The organism is Pseudomonas sp. B21-021 (assembly GCF_024749205.1).
Taxonomy (GTDB): Bacteria; Pseudomonadota; Gammaproteobacteria; order Pseudomonadales; family Pseudomonadaceae; genus Aquipseudomonas; species Aquipseudomonas paraglycinae.
The window spans coordinates 6,067,908-6,084,640 of record NZ_CP087192.1; the positions used below are offsets into that span (position 1 = coordinate 6,067,908).

21 protein-coding genes are annotated in these 16,733 nt (G+C 62.2%); 13 read left to right on the forward strand and 8 right to left on the reverse strand.

What is annotated here, in order from left to right:
* Positions 1 to 5: 5 nt before the first annotated feature.
* From LOY31_RS27355 to LOY31_RS27390, 8 genes are all read left to right on the forward strand, one after another.
* Positions 6 to 596, forward strand: coding sequence for a YggT family protein (locus LOY31_RS27355; RefSeq protein WP_007953355.1), 591 nt, complete (start codon positions 6 to 8; stop codon positions 594 to 596).
* Positions 593 to 880, forward strand: a complete 288-nt coding sequence (locus LOY31_RS27360; RefSeq protein WP_085605881.1) for a DUF167 domain-containing protein — start codon at positions 593 to 595, stop codon at positions 878 to 880. Before LOY31_RS27355 ends, LOY31_RS27360 begins: the two co-directional genes overlap by 4 nt.
* 204 nt (positions 881 to 1,084) lie before the next feature.
* A complete protein-coding gene (locus tag LOY31_RS27365; protein ID WP_134022578.1) occupies positions 1,085 to 2,224 on the forward strand; it encodes a homoserine O-acetyltransferase in 1,140 nt (379 codons plus the stop codon).
* A gap of 7 nt (positions 2,225 to 2,231) precedes the next feature.
* Positions 2,232 to 2,852 carry a methionine biosynthesis protein MetW gene (gene metW, locus LOY31_RS27370; RefSeq protein WP_007953362.1) on the forward strand — a complete coding sequence of 207 codons (621 nt, stop codon included), beginning with the start codon at positions 2,232 to 2,234 and terminating at the stop codon, positions 2,850 to 2,852.
* A gap of 26 nt (positions 2,853 to 2,878) precedes the next feature.
* Positions 2,879 to 3,313, forward strand: a complete 435-nt coding sequence (locus LOY31_RS27375; protein WP_258712509.1) for a DUF4426 domain-containing protein — start codon at positions 2,879 to 2,881, stop codon at positions 3,311 to 3,313.
* Positions 3,310 to 3,906, forward strand: coding sequence for an RdgB/HAM1 family non-canonical purine NTP pyrophosphatase (gene rdgB / locus LOY31_RS27380; RefSeq protein WP_011336379.1), 597 nt, complete (start codon positions 3,310 to 3,312; stop codon positions 3,904 to 3,906). Before LOY31_RS27375 ends, rdgB begins: the two co-directional genes overlap by 4 nt.
* Positions 3,903 to 5,108 carry a radical SAM family heme chaperone HemW gene (hemW, locus tag LOY31_RS27385; RefSeq protein ID WP_258712511.1) on the forward strand — a complete coding sequence of 402 codons (1,206 nt, stop codon included), beginning with the start codon at positions 3,903 to 3,905 and terminating at the stop codon, positions 5,106 to 5,108. The genes rdgB and hemW overlap by 4 nt, the downstream gene beginning before the upstream one ends.
* A 19-nt stretch (positions 5,109 to 5,127) precedes the next feature.
* A complete protein-coding gene (locus LOY31_RS27390; RefSeq protein WP_007953368.1) occupies positions 5,128 to 5,451 on the forward strand; it encodes a DUF3392 domain-containing protein in 324 nt (107 codons plus the stop codon).
* A 144-nt stretch (positions 5,452 to 5,595) separates the two neighbouring features.
* Here the strand turns inward: LOY31_RS27390 and trmB are convergent, their stop codons facing one another.
* The 4 genes from trmB to LOY31_RS27410 all read right to left on the reverse strand — a co-directional run bounded on the left by trmB (position 5,596) and on the right by LOY31_RS27410 (position 7,839).
* On the reverse strand, positions 5,596 to 6,321 hold the full coding sequence (trmB, locus tag LOY31_RS27395) for a tRNA (guanosine(46)-N7)-methyltransferase TrmB (RefSeq protein ID WP_230734020.1): 726 nt from the start codon (positions 6,319 to 6,321) through the stop codon (positions 5,596 to 5,598).
* A 9-nt stretch (positions 6,322 to 6,330) separates the two neighbouring features.
* Complete coding sequence (locus LOY31_RS27400; RefSeq protein WP_007953385.1) at positions 6,331 to 7,125, reverse strand: thiazole synthase; 795 nt, start codon at positions 7,123 to 7,125, stop codon at positions 6,331 to 6,333.
* 60 nt (positions 7,126 to 7,185) lie between these two features.
* On the reverse strand, positions 7,186 to 7,386 hold the full coding sequence (gene thiS, locus LOY31_RS27405) for a sulfur carrier protein ThiS (RefSeq protein ID WP_007953386.1): 201 nt from the start codon (positions 7,384 to 7,386) through the stop codon (positions 7,186 to 7,188).
* Between the two features lie 72 nt (positions 7,387 to 7,458).
* Complete coding sequence (locus LOY31_RS27410; protein ID WP_221535382.1) at positions 7,459 to 7,839, reverse strand: DUF423 domain-containing protein; 381 nt, start codon at positions 7,837 to 7,839, stop codon at positions 7,459 to 7,461.
* A gap of 74 nt (positions 7,840 to 7,913) precedes the next feature.
* On the opposite strand from LOY31_RS27410, the gene mtgA reads away from it, so the two are divergent.
* Positions 7,914 to 8,636 (forward strand): monofunctional biosynthetic peptidoglycan transglycosylase, encoded by a 723-nt coding sequence (mtgA, locus tag LOY31_RS27415; protein WP_007953390.1) that lies wholly within the window; start codon positions 7,914 to 7,916, stop codon positions 8,634 to 8,636.
* Between the two features lie 71 nt (positions 8,637 to 8,707).
* Here the strand turns inward: mtgA and rpoH are convergent, their stop codons facing one another.
* The 4 genes from rpoH to ftsY all read right to left on the reverse strand — a co-directional run bounded on the left by rpoH (position 8,708) and on the right by ftsY (position 12,891).
* Positions 8,708 to 9,562: an RNA polymerase sigma factor RpoH gene (gene rpoH / locus LOY31_RS27420; protein WP_003229146.1), complete on the reverse strand. Its 855-nt coding sequence runs from the start codon at positions 9,560 to 9,562 to the stop codon at positions 8,708 to 8,710.
* 115 nt (positions 9,563 to 9,677) lie between these two features.
* Positions 9,678 to 10,703, reverse strand: a complete 1,026-nt coding sequence (gene ftsX / locus LOY31_RS27425) for a permease-like cell division protein FtsX (RefSeq protein ID WP_007953395.1) — start codon at positions 10,701 to 10,703, stop codon at positions 9,678 to 9,680.
* Positions 10,700 to 11,371, reverse strand: coding sequence for a cell division ATP-binding protein FtsE (gene ftsE, locus LOY31_RS27430; RefSeq protein WP_007953396.1), 672 nt, complete (start codon positions 11,369 to 11,371; stop codon positions 10,700 to 10,702). The genes ftsX and ftsE overlap by 4 nt, the downstream gene beginning before the upstream one ends.
* Positions 11,368 to 12,891, reverse strand: coding sequence for a signal recognition particle-docking protein FtsY (gene ftsY, locus LOY31_RS27435; RefSeq protein ID WP_258712515.1), 1,524 nt, complete (start codon positions 12,889 to 12,891; stop codon positions 11,368 to 11,370). The genes ftsE and ftsY overlap by 4 nt, the downstream gene beginning before the upstream one ends.
* Here ftsY and LOY31_RS27440 point away from each other — a divergent pair.
* From LOY31_RS27440 to rsmD, 4 genes are all read left to right on the forward strand, one after another.
* The gene (locus LOY31_RS27440; protein ID WP_080511029.1) at positions 12,890 to 13,084 is read left to right on the forward strand and encodes a hypothetical protein; all 195 of its coding nucleotides are present in this window, start codon (positions 12,890 to 12,892) and stop codon (positions 13,082 to 13,084) included. The two genes, ftsY and LOY31_RS27440, sit on opposite strands and share 2 nt — an antisense overlap.
* A gap of 151 nt (positions 13,085 to 13,235) precedes the next feature.
* Positions 13,236 to 14,591 carry a pitrilysin family protein gene (locus LOY31_RS27445; RefSeq protein WP_258712516.1) on the forward strand — a complete coding sequence of 452 codons (1,356 nt, stop codon included), beginning with the start codon at positions 13,236 to 13,238 and terminating at the stop codon, positions 14,589 to 14,591.
* The gene (locus LOY31_RS27450) at positions 14,584 to 16,071 is read left to right on the forward strand and encodes a pitrilysin family protein (RefSeq protein WP_258712517.1); all 1,488 of its coding nucleotides are present in this window, start codon (positions 14,584 to 14,586) and stop codon (positions 16,069 to 16,071) included. Before LOY31_RS27445 ends, LOY31_RS27450 begins: the two co-directional genes overlap by 8 nt.
* Positions 16,071 to 16,679 carry a 16S rRNA (guanine(966)-N(2))-methyltransferase RsmD gene (gene rsmD / locus LOY31_RS27455; protein ID WP_007953401.1) on the forward strand — a complete coding sequence of 203 codons (609 nt, stop codon included), beginning with the start codon at positions 16,071 to 16,073 and terminating at the stop codon, positions 16,677 to 16,679. The genes LOY31_RS27450 and rsmD overlap by 1 nt, the downstream gene beginning before the upstream one ends.
* Positions 16,680 to 16,733 lie beyond the last annotated feature (54 nt).

Below are 16,733 nucleotides of genomic sequence, written 5' to 3' on the forward strand. Positions count from 1 at the left end.
CTTACATGATTGGATTGAACACCGCAGCGGTCTACGTGCTGCAAACCCTCGGCAGCCTGTACCTGCTGATCGTGCTGCTGCGCTTCGTCCTGCAACTGGTGCGGGCGAACTTCTACAACCCGCTGTGCCAGTTCGTGGTCAAGGCCACTCAGCCGCTGCTCAAGCCACTGCGCCGGATCATCCCGAGCATGTTCGGCCTCGACATGTCGTCGCTGGTGCTGGCGATTCTCGTGCAACTGGCGCTGATGGCGCTGACCCTGCTGCTGACCTACGGCACCACCGGTAACCCGCTGCAACTGCTGATCTGGTCGCTGATCGGCGTGACGGCACTGTTCCTGAAGATTTTCTTCTGGGCCATGATCATCAGCATCATCCTGTCCTGGGTCGCACCGGGCAGCCACAATCCGGGCGCCGAGCTGGTGAACCAGATCTGTGAACCGGCCCTGGCGCCGTTCCGCCGCATTCTGCCGAACCTCGGCGGTCTCGACCTGTCGCCGATCTTCGCCTTCCTCGTGCTGAAGCTGATCGACATGCTGGTGATCAACAACCTCGCGGCGATGACGATGATGCCGGAAATCCTGCGCCTGCTGATGTGAGCTGGTTTCGCTGGGACGGTGACGACCTGATTCTGGAATGTCACCTGCAACCGGCCGCCCGCAGCGATGATTTCTGCGGGCTGCACGGCGATCGCCTGAAGATCCGCCTGACCGCCCCGCCGGTCGAGGGCAAGGCCAATGCCTATCTGATGGGATTTCTGGCCAAGACTTTTGGGGTTTCCAAGAGCCAGGTCAGTTTGCTCAGCGGTGAGTTGAACCGGCAGAAGCGGGTGAAGATTTGCTCGCCGAAGAAATTGCCGGATTTGCCCGGACTAGTCCGCTGATCGTTCCCACGTCGAGGCGTCGAACCGTCCGCGTGGGAACGCATCCCGGGACGCTCCGCGTCCCCCGCCGAAGCGGACGCGGAGCGTCCAATGAGGTATTCCCACGCAGAGCGTGGGAACGAGCGCAAATCAGGCCTGATCGTTGCTTGCCGCTAACCCCACCGGTCTTTAGACTTACGCCTCATTTCAACGAGAGCAGGGTCGATGCCAGCTGCCTTTCCCCCCGATTCTGTTGGTCTGGTGACGCCGCAAACGGCGCACTTCAGCGAACCGCTGGCCCTGGCCTGCGGCCGTTCGCTGGCCGATTATGACCTGATCTACGAAACCTACGGCACGCTGAACGCGCAAGCGAGCAACGCCGTGCTGATCTGCCACGCCCTGTCCGGCCACCACCACGCTGCGGGTTACCACAGCGTCGACGACCGCAAGCCCGGTTGGTGGGACAGCTGCATCGGCCCCGGCAAACCGATCGACACCAACAAGTTCTTCGTGGTCAGCCTGAACAACCTCGGCGGTTGCAACGGCTCCACCGGCCCGAGCAGCCTCAACCCGGAAACCGGCAAGCCGTTCGGCGCCGACTTCCCGGTGCTGACCGTGGAAGACTGGGTGCACAGCCAGGCACGCCTGGCCGACCTGCTCGGCATCGGCCAGTGGGCCGCGGTGATCGGCGGCAGCCTGGGCGGCATGCAGGCGCTGCAATGGACCATCACGTATCCGGATCGCGTTCGCCACTGCCTGGCCATCGCCTCGGCCCCCAAGCTGTCGGCGCAGAACATCGCCTTCAATGAAGTGGCGCGCCAGGCGATCCTCACCGACCCGGAATTCCACGGCGGCTCGTTCCAGGAACAAGGCGTGATCCCCAAGCGCGGCCTGATGCTGGCGCGGATGGTCGGACACATCACTTACCTGTCCGACGACTCCATGGGCGAGAAATTCGGCCGTGGCCTGAAGAGCGAAAAGCTCAACTACGACTTCCACAGTGTCGAGTTCCAGGTCGAAAGCTACCTGCGCTATCAGGGCGAAGAGTTCTCCGGGCGCTTCGATGCCAACACCTATCTGTTGATGACCAAAGCGCTGGACTACTTCGATCCGGCGGCGAACTTCAACGATAACCTGGCGAAAACCTTCGAAGGTGCGAAAGCCAAATTCTGCGTGATGTCGTTCACCACCGACTGGCGCTTCTCCCCGGCCCGCTCGCGGGAACTGGTGGACGCGTTGATGGCCGCACGCAAGGACGTCAGCTACCTGGAAATCGACGCGCCGCAAGGCCACGACGCCTTCCTGATTCCGATCCCGCGTTACTTGCAGGCGTTCGGCAATTACATGAACCGCATTACGTTGTGAGAAAGCCATGAGAGCTGATCTGGAAATCATCCAGGAATGGATCCCCGCCGGCAGCCGCGTGCTCGACCTCGGCTGCGGTGACGGCGAGTTGCTGACCTGGCTGCGCGACCACAAGCAGGTCACCGGCTACGGTCTGGAAAACGACGCGGACAACATCGCGCAGTGCGTGGCCAAGGGCGTCAACGTCATCGAGCAGGACCTGGACAAGGGCCTGGGCAACTTCGCCAGCAACAGCTTCGACATCGTGGTGATGACCCAGGCCCTGCAAGCCGTGCACTACCCGGACAAGATCCTCGACGAAATGCTGCGGGTCGGACGCCAGTGCATCATCACGTTCCCGAATTTCGGTCACTGGCGCTGCCGCTGGTACCTGGCGAGCAAGGGTCGGATGCCGGTGTCGGAATTCCTGCCGTACACCTGGTACAACACGCCGAACATCCACTTCTGCACCTTCGAAGACTTTGAAGAACTTTGTCGCGAACGTGAGGCGAAGGTCATTGATCGGCTTGCCGTGGATCAACAGCACCGCCACGGGTGGGCCAGTAAGCTATGGCCTAATCTGTTAGGTGAGATCGGTATCTACCGCGTCAGCAGCCCGGGGCTTGCGGATCACAGAATCGCGGTCTGAACCACGACATTGCGAGGAGAACGAACATGGGACGCTTGATTACCGCGCTATTGGCCGCCTGCCTGAGCCTGTCGGCCGTGGCCGCCGATGCCATCAAGGGCGAACGCAAGGAAGTGTTCGGTGATGTCACCGTGCATTACAACACCTTCAACTCGACCTTCCTGACGCCGGACATCGCCAAGGCAGCCGAGCTGACCCGCAGCAAGAATCAGGGCGTGATCAATGTCTCGGTAATCAAAGATGGCAAACCGCTGATCGCCCAAGTCACCGGCACCGTCAAAGACCTGACCAGCCAGAGCGTGCCGCTGACTTTCCGCCAGATCACCGAGCAAGGCGCGATCTACTACATCGCCCAGTACCCGGTGGAACAGCAGGAAACCCGCACCTTTGAAATCAAGGTGCAGACCGGCGACAAGATCAACATCATCAATTTCAACCAAGAGCTTTTCCCTGGCCAATGATCAATCTCAAGCAACTCGTACTGGCCAGCCATAACGCCGGCAAGCTCAAGGAACTCCAGGCCATGCTCGGCGATTCGGTGCAACTGCGCTCGATTGGCGAATTCAGCAGCGTGGAGCCGGAAGAAACCGGTCTGTCGTTCGTCGAGAACGCGATTCTCAAGGCGCGCAATGCCGCGCGCATTTCCGGGCTGCCGGCGCTGGCCGACGATTCGGGCCTGGCGGTGGATTTCCTCGGCGGTGCGCCGGGCATCTACTCGGCGCGCTACGCCGACGGCAAGGGCGACGCGGCAAACAACGCCAAACTGCTCGACGCCTTGAAGGACGTGCCTGAAGCCGAGCGTGGCGCGCAGTTCGTCTGCGTGCTGGCGCTGGTGCGTCACGCCGACGATCCGCTGCCGATCCTCTGCGAAGGTCTGTGGCACGGGCGCATCCTGACCGCTGCCAGCGGTGAGCACGGTTTCGGTTACGACCCGCTGTTCTGGGTGCCGGAGCGTAACGTGTCCAGCGCCGAACTGAGCCCGAGCGACAAGAACCAGATCAGCCACCGCGCCCGTGCAATGGATCTGCTGCGCCAGCGTCTGGGCTTGAAATGACCGATAGCTCCTCCGCGTCGTCGCTGATTATCGGCGGCGCCGCCTCCTCGCCTCGGGCGCCGTTGCCGACGCTGCCGCCCTTGGCGCTGTACATCCACATCCCGTGGTGTGTGCGCAAATGCCCCTATTGCGACTTCAACTCCCACACCGCCAGCCCGGTGTTGCCGGAGCAGGAATACGTCGACGCGATGCTGGCCGACCTCGATCAGGATCTGCACGCGGTGTACGGCCGTGAGTTGAGTTCGATCTTCTTTGGCGGCGGCACGCCGAGCCTGTTCAGCGCCGAAGCGCTTGGTCGCTTGCTGGACGGCGTGAAACAACGCATTCCGTTTGCCGACGACATCGAAATCACCCTGGAAGCCAACCCCGGGACCTTCGAACAGGAAAAGTTCGTCGCCTACCGCAAACTGGGGATCAATCGCCTGTCGATCGGCATCCAGAGCTTCCAGCAGGAAAAGCTCAAGGCCCTCGGCCGCATCCACAACGGCGACGAAGCGGTACGCGCAGCCGGCATGGCGCGCCAGGCCGGGTTCGATAACTTCAACCTCGACTTGATGCATGGCTTGCCGGACCAGTCGCTGGACGATGCCCTGAGCGATCTGCGCCAGGCGATCGAGCTGAAGCCGACGCACATTTCCTGGTATCAGCTGACGCTGGAGCCGAACACCGTGTTCTGGAACCAGCCGCCAGTGCTGCCGGAAGACGACACGCTGTGGGACATTCAAGAGGCCGGGCAGGCGCTGCTGGCCGAGCACGGTTACGCGCAGTACGAAGTTTCGGCCTATGCCCAACCGGGTCGCCCGGCGCGGCATAACCTCAATTACTGGAGCTTCGGCGACTTCATCGGCATCGGCGCCGGCGCCCACGGCAAGCTCAGTCACCCGGACGGGCGCATCGTGCGCACCTGGAAGACGCGCCTGCCGAAGGATTACCTCAACCCGGCCAAAAGCTTCCAGGCCGGCGAGAAGGCCCTGACCAACGACGAGATGCCGTTCGAGTTCCTGATGAACGCCCTGCGCCTGACCGCTGGCGTCGAATCGCGCCTGTACCCGGAGCGCACCGGCCTGCCGCTGGAGAGCCTCGACAAACACCGGCGCGAGGCCGAACAAAGCGGTCTGTTGCAGGTCGAACCGTCACGTCTGGCGGCCACCGAACGCGGACAACTGTTCCTCAACGACTTGCTGCAGAAATTTCTGAGCTGACCGCTCTTAAGGAAACCGCATGGATTTGATACTCGACCTGCTCGCCACCGTGTCCCGCTGGAGCCGCAGCAACCTCTCGGAAATCGCGCTGGCCCTGGTGGGCTGTCTGCTGGTGCTGTTCGGCGCTGACTTCAAGGCCTGGGTCGAGCAACGCCTGGGCAGCATCGCCGGCGCCCTGCGCGTCCCGCTGATGGCCCTGCTGTGCCTGATCGGCAGCGGCGCAGCGCTGATCTACGCGACGCCGTGGGTGGTGAAGGGGCTGAGCCAGTTCAACAACTACAGCCTGGCGCCGGTGTTGTTGGTGGTGCTGGTGCTGATTGGCGTGGTCGCGGATCGCCGCTGAATCTCACGTGCTCGTTCCCACGCTCTGCGTGGGAATGCAGCCCGGGACGCTCTGCGTCCCCCGAAGCGGACGCGGAGCGTCCATTGAGGCATTCCCACGCAGACGGTTCGACGCCTCGACGTGGGAACGATCACTGCGCAGTACTTACGACTGTTTTTCGAACTTCAGATCCCACACGCCATGCCCAAGACGTTCGCCGCGGCGTTCGAACTTGGTGATCGGGCGTTCGGCCGGGCGAGGTACGCACTTGCCGTCTTCGGCGAGGTTGCGATAGCCCGGGGCGACGTTCATCACTTCCAGCATGTATTCGGCGTACGGCTCCCAGTCGGTGGCCATGTGCAGAATGCCGCCAACCTTCAGCTTGCTGCGCACCAGTTCAGCGAAGGACGCCTGAACGATGCGGCGCTTGTGGTGACGGCTCTTGTGCCACGGATCCGGGAAGAACAGCATCAGGCGATCGAGGCTGTTGTCGGCGATGCAGCGGTTGAGCACTTCGATCGCGTCGCAGTCGTAGACCCGCAGGTTGGTCAGGCCCTGAGTCAGCACGCCGTTGAGCAGCGCGCCGACACCCGGACGGTGAACTTCGACACCGATGAAATCCTGTTCCGGCGCAGCGGCTGCCATTTCCAGCAGCGAATGGCCCATGCCGAAACCGATCTCCAGCGAACGCGGCGCGCAGCGGCCGAACACCTGGTCGTAATCCACCGGCGCATCGGCCAGCGGCAGGACGAACTTCGGTGCGCCCTGATCCAGGCCGCGCTGCTGGCCTTCGGTCATGCGCCCGGCGCGCATCACGAAACTCTTGATGCGGCGGTGTTGGCGCTCGTCGCCTTCTTCCGTCTGGATTGGCGTGTCGTTCGATTCAGTCATCAATAGCTCTTACTTGATCAGACCATCCAGCGGCGAAGAGGCGCTGGCATAGAGTTTTTTCGGCATGCGGCCGGCGAGGTAGGCCAGGCGGCCCGCGACGATCGCGTGTTTCATGGCTTCGGCCATCATGATCGGCTGCTGGGCGTGGGCGATGGCCGAGTTCATCAGCACCGCGTCACAGCCCAGCTCCATGGAAATGGTGGCGTCGGAAGCGGTGCCGACACCGGCATCCACCAGCACCGGGATCTTGGCTTCTTCGAGGATGATCTGCAGGTTGTACGGGTTGCAGATCCCCAGGCCCGAACCGATCAGGCCGGCCAGCGGCATGACCGCGATGCAGCCGATTTCCGCCAGTTGCCGGGCGATGATCGGGTCATCGCTGGTGTAAACCATCACGTCGAAGCCTTCCTTGACCAGCACTTCGGCGGCCTTGAGGGTTTCGATCACGTTGGGGAACAGGGTTTTCTGGTCGGCCAGCACTTCCAGCTTCACCAGGTTGTGGCCGTCGAGCAGCTCACGAGCCAGACGGCAGGTGCGCACGGCTTCGACTGCGTCGTAGCAGCCGGCGGTGTTCGGCAGGAAGGTGTAGCGATCCGGCGACAGCACTTCGAGCAGGTTCGGCTCGCCTTCGATCTGGCCCAGGTTGGTGCGGCGCACGGCGAAGGTGACGATCTCGGCACCCGAGGCTTCGATGGCCAGACGGGTTTCTTCCATGTCACGGTACTTGCCGGTACCGACCAGCAAACGCGACTGGTAAGTACGACCGGCCAGAACGAAAGGCTTGTCGCTACGAACGATGCTCATGGGGAATCCTCTGTTGGGGTGAGGGTCTTGCAGAATTCTCGGCCCTTGCAGGCCTGGTGATCAGCCGCCGCCGATGGCATGCACCACTTCGACGTTGTCGCCGTCGTTCAAAGTGGTGTCGGCATGCTGGCTGCGCGGGACGATATCCAGATTGAGTTCGACCGCGACGCGGCGTCCGGTCAGATCCAGACGGGTCAGCAGGGCCGCAACGGTTTCACCGTCGGGCAGTTCAAAGGATTCACCGTTCAACTGAATGCGCATGCGCAACGCCGCCATCACTTTTTAGGGGGTGGCATTCTAGCCCGATCATGACCTAAAGGTCAGCACCAAGCGTCAAGCGGTTGGCTGCAGGCGCCAGGCGGCGAGTCCGAGGCACAGCCAGCCGATCAGGAACGCCAGGCCGCCGAACGGGGTGATGATGCCGAGCTTGCCGATGCCGATGGTGGTCAGCAGGTACAGGCTGCCGGAGAACAGCAGGATACCGACGGTGAACGAAATGCCGGCCCAGGCGACCAGACGCCCCTGAAACTGGGTGGCCAGCAGCGCCACGCCGAACAGCGCAAGTGCGTGCACCAACTGGTAGGTGACGCCGGTGTGGAAGATCGCCAGATACTCCGGGGTCAGGCGGTTTTTCAGGCCATGGGCGGCGAATGCGCCGAGGCCGACACCAGTGAAACCAAAGAAGGCAGCCAGCATCAGAAAGCTACGCAGCATGTAGAACTCCAGTCAGACTCGATCGGCAGGGTCTGTATAATGGCCCGCTCAACCGGTTCGGCCAAGCCATCTCTATGCTGCGTTTATTTCTCCGTCGTTTCACGAAGGCCCTGCTCTGGTTCGCGGGCGGCAGCGTATTGCTGGTGTTGGTGTTTCGCTTCGTGCCGCCACCGGGCACGGCGCTGATGGTCGAGCGCAAGATCGAATCCTGGGTCGACGGCGAGCCGATCGATCTGCAACGCACCTGGAAGCCGTGGGACGAGATCTCCGATGACCTGAAGGTCGCGGTGATTGCCGGCGAAGACCAGAAATTCCCCGAGCACTGGGGTTTTGACCTGAGTGCGATCAAGGCCGCACTGGCCCACAACGAACTCGGCGGCTCGATTCGCGGCGCCAGCACCCTGAGTCAGCAAGTGTCGAAGAACCTGTTTTTGTGGTCCGGCCGCAGTTATCTGCGCAAAGGCCTGGAAGCGTGGTTCACCGCGCTGATCGAAGTGTTCTGGCCCAAGCAGCGGATTCTCGAGGTGTACCTGAACAGCGTCGAGTGGGATGACGGCGTGTTCGGCGCCGAAGCGGCGGCAAGGCATCACTTTGGCGTAGGCGCCAGGTCGCTGTCCCGGCAGCAGGCGAGTTATCTGGCGGCTGTGCTGCCGAATCCCCGGGTCTGGAGCGCCAGCCACCCAACCGCTTACGTGTCACGCCGTGCCGGATGGATTCGCCAACAGATGAGCCAGCTGGGTGGCGACAGCTACCTGCTGACACTCAATGATTCGCGCCGCGCGCCCTGGGCCCAATGACTTTCTGACAGGCAAACAAAAACGCCCCGATCATCACTGATCGGGGCGTTTTTTTATTGCCGGACTGCCGGTTATGCGGCAATCGACAACTTGAGCTTGTTCATCGCGCTCTTCTCGAGCTGACGGATCCGCTCGGCCGACACGTTGTACTTCTGCGCCAGGTCGTGCAGCGTGGCTTTCTCTTCTGCCAGCCAGCGCTGGTAGAGGATGTCGCGACTGCGTTCGTCCAGCACTTCCAGCGCTTCGTGCAGGTTGTGATTGGAGTTGTCGCTCCAGTCGGCATCTTCCAGTTGACGCGCCGGGTCGTACCGGTGGTCTTCCAGGTAGTTGGCCGGCGACTGAAAAGCACTGTCGTCGTCCGCTTCCGCAGCCGGGTCGAAGGCCATGTCATGGCCGGTCAGGCGACTTTCCATCTCACGCACTTCACGCGGCTCGACGCCGAGGCTTTCCGCCACACGGTGGACTTCCTCGTTGTTCAGCCAGGCCAGACGTTTCTTCTGGCTGCGCAGGTTGAAGAACAGCTTGCGCTGGGCCTTGGTGGTCGCGACTTTCACGATCCGCCAGTTGCGCAGGATGAACTCGTGAATCTCGGCCTTGATCCAGTGCACCGCGAAGGACACCAGACGCACGCCCATTTCCGGGTTGAAACGCTTCACGGCCTTCATCAGGCCGACGTTACCTTCCTGGATCAGGTCAGCCTGAGCCAGACCGTAGCCGGAATAGCTACGGGCGATGTGTACGACAAACCGCAGGTGGGCGAGCACCATCTGCCGAGCCGCCCCCAAATCCTGCTCATAGTAGAGACTCTCGGCCAGTTCACGCTCCTGCTCCGGCGTCAGCAATGGAATGCTGTTGACGGTGTGTACATAGGCTTCCAGGTTTGCGCCCGGAACCAATGCATACGCAGGTTGCAAAGAATTGGTCATACGAAAAAACCTCCGACTTACATACTCGCGCCTTTCGGCACTGCGAAAAATTGACCGGGAACTCAAGTACAAGTTCCCTAAAAACCGTAAGGTCAATCACGCGCAAAAAAAGATTCTACTTCGGCGCCAGCTCCCTGAGATGACGTGCGACTGCAATCCATGCACCGATATAACCCAACAGCACCGCGCCAAGCAAGAGCGACAGACCGTCGGCAACTGGCACCCCGGCCAGTGCGAAATCACTGCCGTACAAGCCGGCCAGCCCAACCACCGCGTCGTTCAGCCAGTTCAGGCCGAACGCCAGCACACCCCAGGACAACAGCCCCGCACCGAAGCCATACAACGCGCCCATATAAAGGAAGGGACGACGCACATAGCTGTCGGTGCCGCCGACGAGTTTAATCACTTCTATCTCGGTGCGGCGGTTTTCAATATGAAGACGAATGGTATTGCCTATCACCAAAAGTAATGCGGAAACCAGCAACACCGTCAGACCGAAGACAAAGCGGTCACCGAGCTTGAGAATGGCAGCCAGGCGCTCGACCCAGACTAGATCAAGTTGTGCCTGTTGTACCTTGGGCAGCTCGGAAAGTTTTTGTCTTAATGCTTCCAGGGTCGACTTGTCGACCTCGTTCGGCGTCACCAGTACCACGCCCGGCAGCGGGTTTTCCGGCAGCTCGCGCAGGGCTTCGCCCAATCCGGACTGCTGCTGGAACTCTTCCAGCGCCTGATCGCGGCCGACATATTCAGCATCAGCTACGCCCGGCATGCCTTTGATCTGGTCGCGCAACGCTTCGCCCTGAGCCGGACTCGCCTCGAGTTCCAGGTACAGCGAAATCTGCGCCGCGCGCTGCCACGAGCCGCCCAGACGCTCGACGTTGCTCAGCAGCAACGAAAGGCCCATCGGCAGACTCAGCGCAACCGCCATCACCATGCAGGTGAAGAAGCTGCCGATCGGCTGCTTGCCGAGACGGCGCAGGCTGTCGATCCAGCTGGCGCGATGGCTTTCGATCCAGGCACGGAACAACGTGGCAAAGTCCGGACCGTCGTCATCGTCGTGCTTTTTCTTCTTTGGCGGTTGCGGATCGGCGGCCTTCGGGGCCACGCGCTCGGAAACCTTCGGACTGCGTGTTGCACTCATACACCGGCCTCCCCGTCGCCGATCAATCGGCCGCGTTGCAGGGTCAGCATGCGATGGCGCATGCGCGCAATCAGCGCCAGGTCGTGACTGGCGATCAGCACGCTGGTGCCCAGACGGTTGATGTCTTCGAACACGCCCATGATCTCGGCCGCCAGACGTGGGTCGAGGTTACCGGTCGGTTCGTCCGCCAGCAGCAGGGCCGGACGGTGAACGATGGCGCGGGCAATACCGACGCGCTGTTGCTGACCGGTGGACAGATCGCCCGGATACAGCTCTGCCTTGTCCGACAGCGCCACGCGCTCCAGCGCCGAATCGACGCGCTTGGCGATCTCGACCTTGGACAGCCCGAGAATCTGCAATGGCAGTGCGACGTTGTTGAACACCGTGCGATCGAACAGCAGTTGATGGTTCTGGAACACCACGCCGATCTGCCGACGCAGGAACGGAATCTGCGCATTGCTGATGGTGCTCAGGTCCTGCCCGGCCAGCAGCAGCTTGCCGCTGGTCGGACGTTCCATCGCCAGCAACAGGCGCAACAACGTGGATTTACCGGCACCGGAGTGGCCGGTGACAAACAGGAACTCGCCGCGACGGACTCGAAAGCTCAGCTCATGCAAGCCGACGTGACCGTTCGGGTAGCGCTTACCGACCTGTTCGAAACGAATCATGAACGCTCCCGCTCGGCAAACAGTGCCTGGACAAAGGGTTCGGCTTCAAAGGTACGCAGATCGTCGATGCCTTCACCGACGCCGATGTAGCGGATCGGCAGGCCGAACTGCTTGGCCAGGGCGAAAATCACCCCGCCCTTGGCGGTGCCGTCGAGCTTGGTCAGCGCCAGGCCGGTCAGTTCGACGGTCTGGTTGAATTGCTTGGCCTGATTGATGGCGTTCTGGCCGGTGCCGGCGTCGAGCACCAGCAGCACTTCGTGCGGCGCATCGGCGTCGAGCTTGCCGATCACCCGGCGAACCTTTTTCAGTTCTTCCATCAGGTTGTCTTTGGTGTGCAGGCGACCGGCAGTGTCGGCGATCAGCACGTCGATGCCACGAGCCTTGGCGGCCTGCACGGCGTCGAAGATCACCGAAGCCGAGTCCGCGCCCGTGTGCTGGGCAATCACCGGAATCTTGTTGCGCTCGCCCCAGACCTGTAGCTGCTCGACAGCCGCGGCACGGAAGGTGTCACCGGCGGCCAGCATGACTTTCTTGCCTTCCAGCTGCAGTTTCTTCGCCAGTTTGCCGATGGTGGTGGTCTTGCCGGCGCCGTTGACGCCGACCACCAGAATCACGAATGGCTTGTTCTGGGAAGCGATCTTCAGCGGCTGCTCGACCGGTTTGAGCATTGCGGCCAGCTCGGCCTGCAGGGATTTGTACAGGGCGTCGGAATCGGCCAGCTCTTTACGTGCGACCTTCTGGGTCAGGCGCTGGATGATCACCGAAGTCGCCTCGACGCCGACGTCGGCAGTCAGCAGGCGGGTTTCGAGATCGTCGAGCAGATCGTCATCGATGGCTTTCTTGCCGAGGAACAGGCTGGCCATGCCCTCGCCGATGCTGGCGCTGGTCTTGGACAGGCCTTGCTTGAGACGGGCAAAGAAGCCGGCCTTGGTTTCTTCGGTGCGCGGGGCCTCGACCGGGGTTTCAACCTGGATTTCCACAGGAGCGACTGGCGCGGCTGGCGCTATGGCGACCGGTGCAGGTGCAGGTGCAGGTGCAGGTGCAGGTGCAGGTGCAGGTTCGGGCACTTCAACAATTGGGGCAACCGGGGCAACAACCACAGGTTCTGGAATGACCGGAGCAGCTTCCACCACCGGCGACTGAACAGGCTCAGCAGCGAACGCAACCGGCGCAGGAATCGGCGGCGTAACATGCGGCGCAGCCTCTTCAACCAGCGCCACCGGTTCTTCCGCCACTGGCAAGGTCAGCCACGGCTCACTGGCCGGGGTCAGCGGCAATTCAGCGGCAGCCGGCGCTTCTGGCTCGGCCTCGGCCACCGGTTGCAGCACCGGCTCGGCGATCGGCAGCACAACCGGCGCCGGCGCTTCTTCTATTACGGGAGCGGGCGCAGGGGCTGGCTCAGGAATGGCAGTCGGCTGTTCGACGACGGGTTCCTGCGGTTTCTTGCGCAGCCATCCGAACAGGCTTTTCTTCTCGCCAGCCGCAGCTGGGGTCTTCTTGTCGTCGTTGGAACCAAACATGGAGGACGGCTATCTCACGGTAGCGACGCGCCACAGGGGCGCCCCGGCAAATAAATATTCGATGCAGAACAGACTGTGTTTCACCCAGCTTGTTCACGCGCAACATTTTGTCGAGGCACCAACGGCACCTCAAAGGAATCGTTTTAATGAAGGACTGGCCGGCAAAATCGGCGAAAAAGCGAAGTTTAGCTGATAAACCAAAGCCTTCTGCCGCAAACCCATACAACCTGATCAGGTTTCAAAACCGGATAGGCGTGGTCGCCGGTAAAACGGATCAGTATCCTAGCACCCTCTCGCCCGCCGACGCTAAGACCAAGCGGGCAGCCCAACAGGTTTAAAAACGAATGAATGCTCTAGCCCGCCGCGCCGCAGGCCTGCTGCTCAGCACAGTCTGCCTGCCCCTTTCGGCCCTGGCGGCCGACCCGCAACCGACTCACGAATTCACCCTCGACAACGGCCTCAAGGTCGTCGTGCGCGAAGACCATCGCGCGCCGGTGGTGGTGTCGCAGGTCTGGTACAAGGTCGGTTCCAGCTACGAAACCCCGGGCCAGACAGGTCTGTCCCACGCCCTCGAGCACATGATGTTCAAGGGCAGCGAGAAGGTCGGCCCCGGCGAAGCCTCGCTGATCCTGCGCGACCTCGGCGCCGAAGAGAACGCATTCACCAGCGACGACTTCACCGCTTATTACCAGGTGCTGGCCCGCGACCGTCTGGGCGTGGCCTTCGAACTGGAAGCCGACCGCATGGCCAACCTGCGCCTGCCGGCCGACGAGTTCGCCAAGGAAATCGAAGTCATCAAGGAAGAGCGCCGCCTGCGCACCGACGACAAGCCGATGTCCAAGGCCTACGAGCGCTACAAGGCCATGGCCTACCCGGCCAGCGGTTATCACACGCCGACCATCGGCTGGATGGCCGACCTTGAGCGGATGAAGGTCGAAGAGCTGCGTCACTGGTATCAGTCCTGGTACGTGCCGAACAACGCCACGCTGGTGGTGGTTGGCGACGTGTCCCCGGACGAGGTGAAGACCCTCGCCCAGCGCTATTTCGGGCCAATCCCGAAACGCGATGTGCCGCCGGCGAAAAAGCCGCTGGAGCTGGCTGAACCCGGCGAACGCCAGATCACCCTGCACGTGCAGACCCAACTGCCGAGCCTGATGCTCGGTTTCAACGTCCCGAGCATCGCCACTGCCGAAGACAAACGTTCGGTCAACGCCTTGCGCCTGATTTCGGCATTGCTGGACGGCGGCTACAGCGGTCGCATCCCGACCCAACTGGAGCGCGGCGAAGAGCTGGTGTCCGGCGGCTCGTCGAGCTACGACGCCTATACCCGCGGTGACAGCCTGTTCACTCTGTCGGCCACACCGAACACCCAGAAGAAAAAGACCATGGCCCAGGCTGAAGCCGGCCTGTGGAAACTGCTGGAACAACTGAAAACCACTGCGCCGTCCGCCGAAGAGCTGGAGCGCGTGCGTGCGCAGGTCATCGCCGGCCTGGTCTTCGAGCGCGACTCGATCACCAGCCAGGCCACCGCCATCGGCCAGCTGGAGACCGTCGGTCTGTCGTGGAAGCTGATGGACACCGAACTGGCCGATCTGGAAAGCGTCACCCCGCAAGACATCCAGAACGCCGCCAAGCTGTATTTCACCCGCGAACGTCTCAGCGTCGCCCACGTCCTGCCTCTGGAGACGACTCATGAGTGAGCGCAAAACCCCACGCCTGCTGCTCGGCCTGATCGCCGTGGCCATCATCGGCTCCGCTGCGTTCTATCTGGTACCGAGCGACAACAGCAAGGCCAGCGAAGCGCTGGATAACGCCAAGTCCAGTCAGAAGCTGCAATCGCTGGCCGAACTCGACGGCAAGGCGCCGGCCAGCCGCAAGCTCGACGTGCAGACCTGGAACACCGCCGAAGGCGCCAAGGTGCTGTTCGTCGAAGCCCGCGAACTGCCGATGTTCGACATGCGCCTGATCTTTTCCGCCGGCAGCAGCCAGGACGGTAACGCGCCGGGTCTGGCGCTGCTGACCAACGCCATGCTCAACGAAGGTGTGGCGGGCAAGGATGTCGGCGCCATCGCTCAAGGTTTCGAAGGCCTGGGCGCGGATTTCGGCAACGGCGCTTACAAGGACATGGCCATCGCGTCGCTGCGCAGCCTCAGTGCTGCCGACAAACGTGAGCCGGCGCTGAAGCTGTTCTCGGAAGTGGTGGGCAAACCGACCTTCCCGGCCGACTCCTTCGCGCGCATCAAGAACCAGATGCTCGCCGGTTTCGAGTACCAGAAACAGAACCCCGGCAAACTCGCCAGCCTGGAGCTGATGAAGCGCCTGTACGGCGATCACCCGTACGCCCATTCCAGCGACGGCAACGCGCAAAGCGTGCCGAAGATCACGCTGGCGCAACTGCGTGAGTTCCACGCCAAGGCCTATGCGGCCGGCAACGTGGTGATCGCGCTGGTGGGCGATCTGTCCCGCAGCGAAGCCGAGGCGATTGCCAATCAGGTGTCCGCTGCACTGCCAAAAGGCCCGGCGCTGGCGAAAGTCGAGCAACCGACCGAGCCGAAAGCCGGCATCGGCCACATCGAGTTTCCGTCGAAGCAGACCAACCTGATGATCGCGCAACTGGGCATCGACCGTGATGACCCGGACTACGCTGCCTTGTCGATGGGCAACCAGATCCTCGGCGGTGGCGGTTTCGGCACCCGGCTGATGAGCGAAGTCCGCGAGAAGCGCGGCCTGACCTACGGCGTGTATTCGGCCTTCAGCCCGATGCAGGCTCGCGGCCCGTTCATGATCAACCTGCAGACCCGCGCGGAAATGAGCGAAGGCACCCTGAAACTGGTGCAGGACGTGCTCGCCGACTACCTCAAGACCGGCCCGACCCAAAAAGAACTCGACGACGCCAAGCGCGAGCTGGCCGGCAGCTTTCCGCTGTCCACCGCTAGCAATGCCGATATTGTCGGCCAGCTCGGCGCCATGGGTTTCTACAACCTGCCGCTGAGCTATCTGGATGACTTCATGCGTCAGTCCCAGAGCCTGACGGTCGAGCAGGTTCGCGACGTTCTGAACAAACACTTGAGCACGGATAAACTGGTCATCGTCAGCGCTGGCCCGACCGTGCCGCAAAAGCCGTTACCGGCCCCATCTGATAAACCTGCCGAGCAGCCGCTCGGGGTTCCGGAGCATTAATGGCCAGTCCAAAGAAACCTGTACAAAAACTGCACAACGGTGTGAACCAGTTGCGCATCATCGGCGGCGAATGGCGCAGCCGAAAGCTGAGCTTTCCTGATGCGCCGGGCCTGCGTCCGACGCCGGACCGGGTGCGTGAAACCCTGTTCAACTGGCTCGCACCCTACGTTGCCGGGGCCAAAGTGCTCGATCCGTTCGCCGGCAGCGGCGCACTGTTTCTGGAAGCGCTGTCCCGTGGCGCGGCCATGGGCCAGGCGCTGGATGCCAGCCACGTCGCAGTCTCCAGCCTGAAAGAACACCTCGGCACCCTGCGCTGCACCAACGGTCACGTGCAGACTGCCGATGCGCTGCGCTACCTGGAAACCCAGACCGCAACGGCGTTCGATCTGGTGTTCCTCGACCCGCCGTTCAACCAGAACCTGCTGCCAGCCGTGTGCACGCTGCTGGAAGAACGCCAATGGCTGGCCGATGATTCGTGGATCTACACTGAAAGCGAAACCGCGCCATCGACCCTCGGCCTGCCGGGCAACTGGCGCCTGCACCGCGAGCAGAAATCCGGGCGGGTGTACTACGCGTTGTGGCAACGTATGGCAGTGATCGCCGGTTAACCGACCGGCCTGAAAAAGCGGCGGACCTCAGCCGAGGCTCGCTGCGCTGCATCG

What these genes read in the sequence shown, in the direction of transcription:
- ftsX (WP_007953395.1), bottom strand. Translation starts at nt 10,703, where the DNA reads ATGAGTGCAACACGCAGTCCGAAGGTTTCCGAGCGCGTGGCCCCGAAG.
- LOY31_RS27450 (WP_258712517.1), top strand. Translation starts at nt 14,584, where the DNA reads ATGAGTGAGCGCAAAACCCCACGCCTGCTGCTCGGCCTGATCGCCGTG.
- LOY31_RS27400 (WP_007953385.1), bottom strand. Translation starts at nt 7,125, where the DNA reads ATGAGCATCGTTCGTAGCGACAAGCCTTTCGTTCTGGCCGGTCGTACT.
- LOY31_RS27375 (WP_258712509.1), top strand. Translation starts at nt 2,879, where the DNA reads ATGGGACGCTTGATTACCGCGCTATTGGCCGCCTGCCTGAGCCTGTCG.
- thiS (WP_007953386.1), bottom strand. Translation starts at nt 7,386, where the DNA reads ATGCGCATTCAGTTGAACGGTGAATCCTTTGAACTGCCCGACGGTGAA.
- LOY31_RS27410 (WP_221535382.1), bottom strand. Translation starts at nt 7,839, where the DNA reads ATGCTGCGTAGCTTTCTGATGCTGGCTGCCTTCTTTGGTTTCACTGGT.
- metW (WP_007953362.1), top strand. Translation starts at nt 2,232, where the DNA reads ATGAGAGCTGATCTGGAAATCATCCAGGAATGGATCCCCGCCGGCAGC.
- rsmD (WP_007953401.1), top strand. Translation starts at nt 16,071, where the DNA reads ATGGCCAGTCCAAAGAAACCTGTACAAAAACTGCACAACGGTGTGAAC.
- ftsY (WP_258712515.1), bottom strand. Translation starts at nt 12,891, where the DNA reads ATGTTTGGTTCCAACGACGACAAGAAGACCCCAGCTGCGGCTGGCGAG.
- trmB (WP_230734020.1), bottom strand. Translation starts at nt 6,321, where the DNA reads ATGACTGAATCGAACGACACGCCAATCCAGACGGAAGAAGGCGACGAG.
- rpoH (WP_003229146.1), bottom strand. Translation starts at nt 9,562, where the DNA reads ATGACCAATTCTTTGCAACCTGCGTATGCATTGGTTCCGGGCGCAAAC.
- LOY31_RS27365 (WP_134022578.1), top strand. Translation starts at nt 1,085, where the DNA reads ATGCCAGCTGCCTTTCCCCCCGATTCTGTTGGTCTGGTGACGCCGCAA.
- ftsE (WP_007953396.1), bottom strand. Translation starts at nt 11,371, where the DNA reads ATGATTCGTTTCGAACAGGTCGGTAAGCGCTACCCGAACGGTCACGTC.
- rdgB (WP_011336379.1), top strand. Translation starts at nt 3,310, where the DNA reads ATGATCAATCTCAAGCAACTCGTACTGGCCAGCCATAACGCCGGCAAG.
- LOY31_RS27445 (WP_258712516.1), top strand. Translation starts at nt 13,236, where the DNA reads ATGAATGCTCTAGCCCGCCGCGCCGCAGGCCTGCTGCTCAGCACAGTC.
- LOY31_RS27440 (WP_080511029.1), top strand. Translation starts at nt 12,890, where the DNA reads ATGGAGGACGGCTATCTCACGGTAGCGACGCGCCACAGGGGCGCCCCG.
- hemW (WP_258712511.1), top strand. Translation starts at nt 3,903, where the DNA reads ATGACCGATAGCTCCTCCGCGTCGTCGCTGATTATCGGCGGCGCCGCC.
- LOY31_RS27355 (WP_007953355.1), top strand. Translation starts at nt 6, where the DNA reads ATGATTGGATTGAACACCGCAGCGGTCTACGTGCTGCAAACCCTCGGC.
- mtgA (WP_007953390.1), top strand. Translation starts at nt 7,914, where the DNA reads ATGCTGCGTTTATTTCTCCGTCGTTTCACGAAGGCCCTGCTCTGGTTC.
- LOY31_RS27390 (WP_007953368.1), top strand. Translation starts at nt 5,128, where the DNA reads ATGGATTTGATACTCGACCTGCTCGCCACCGTGTCCCGCTGGAGCCGC.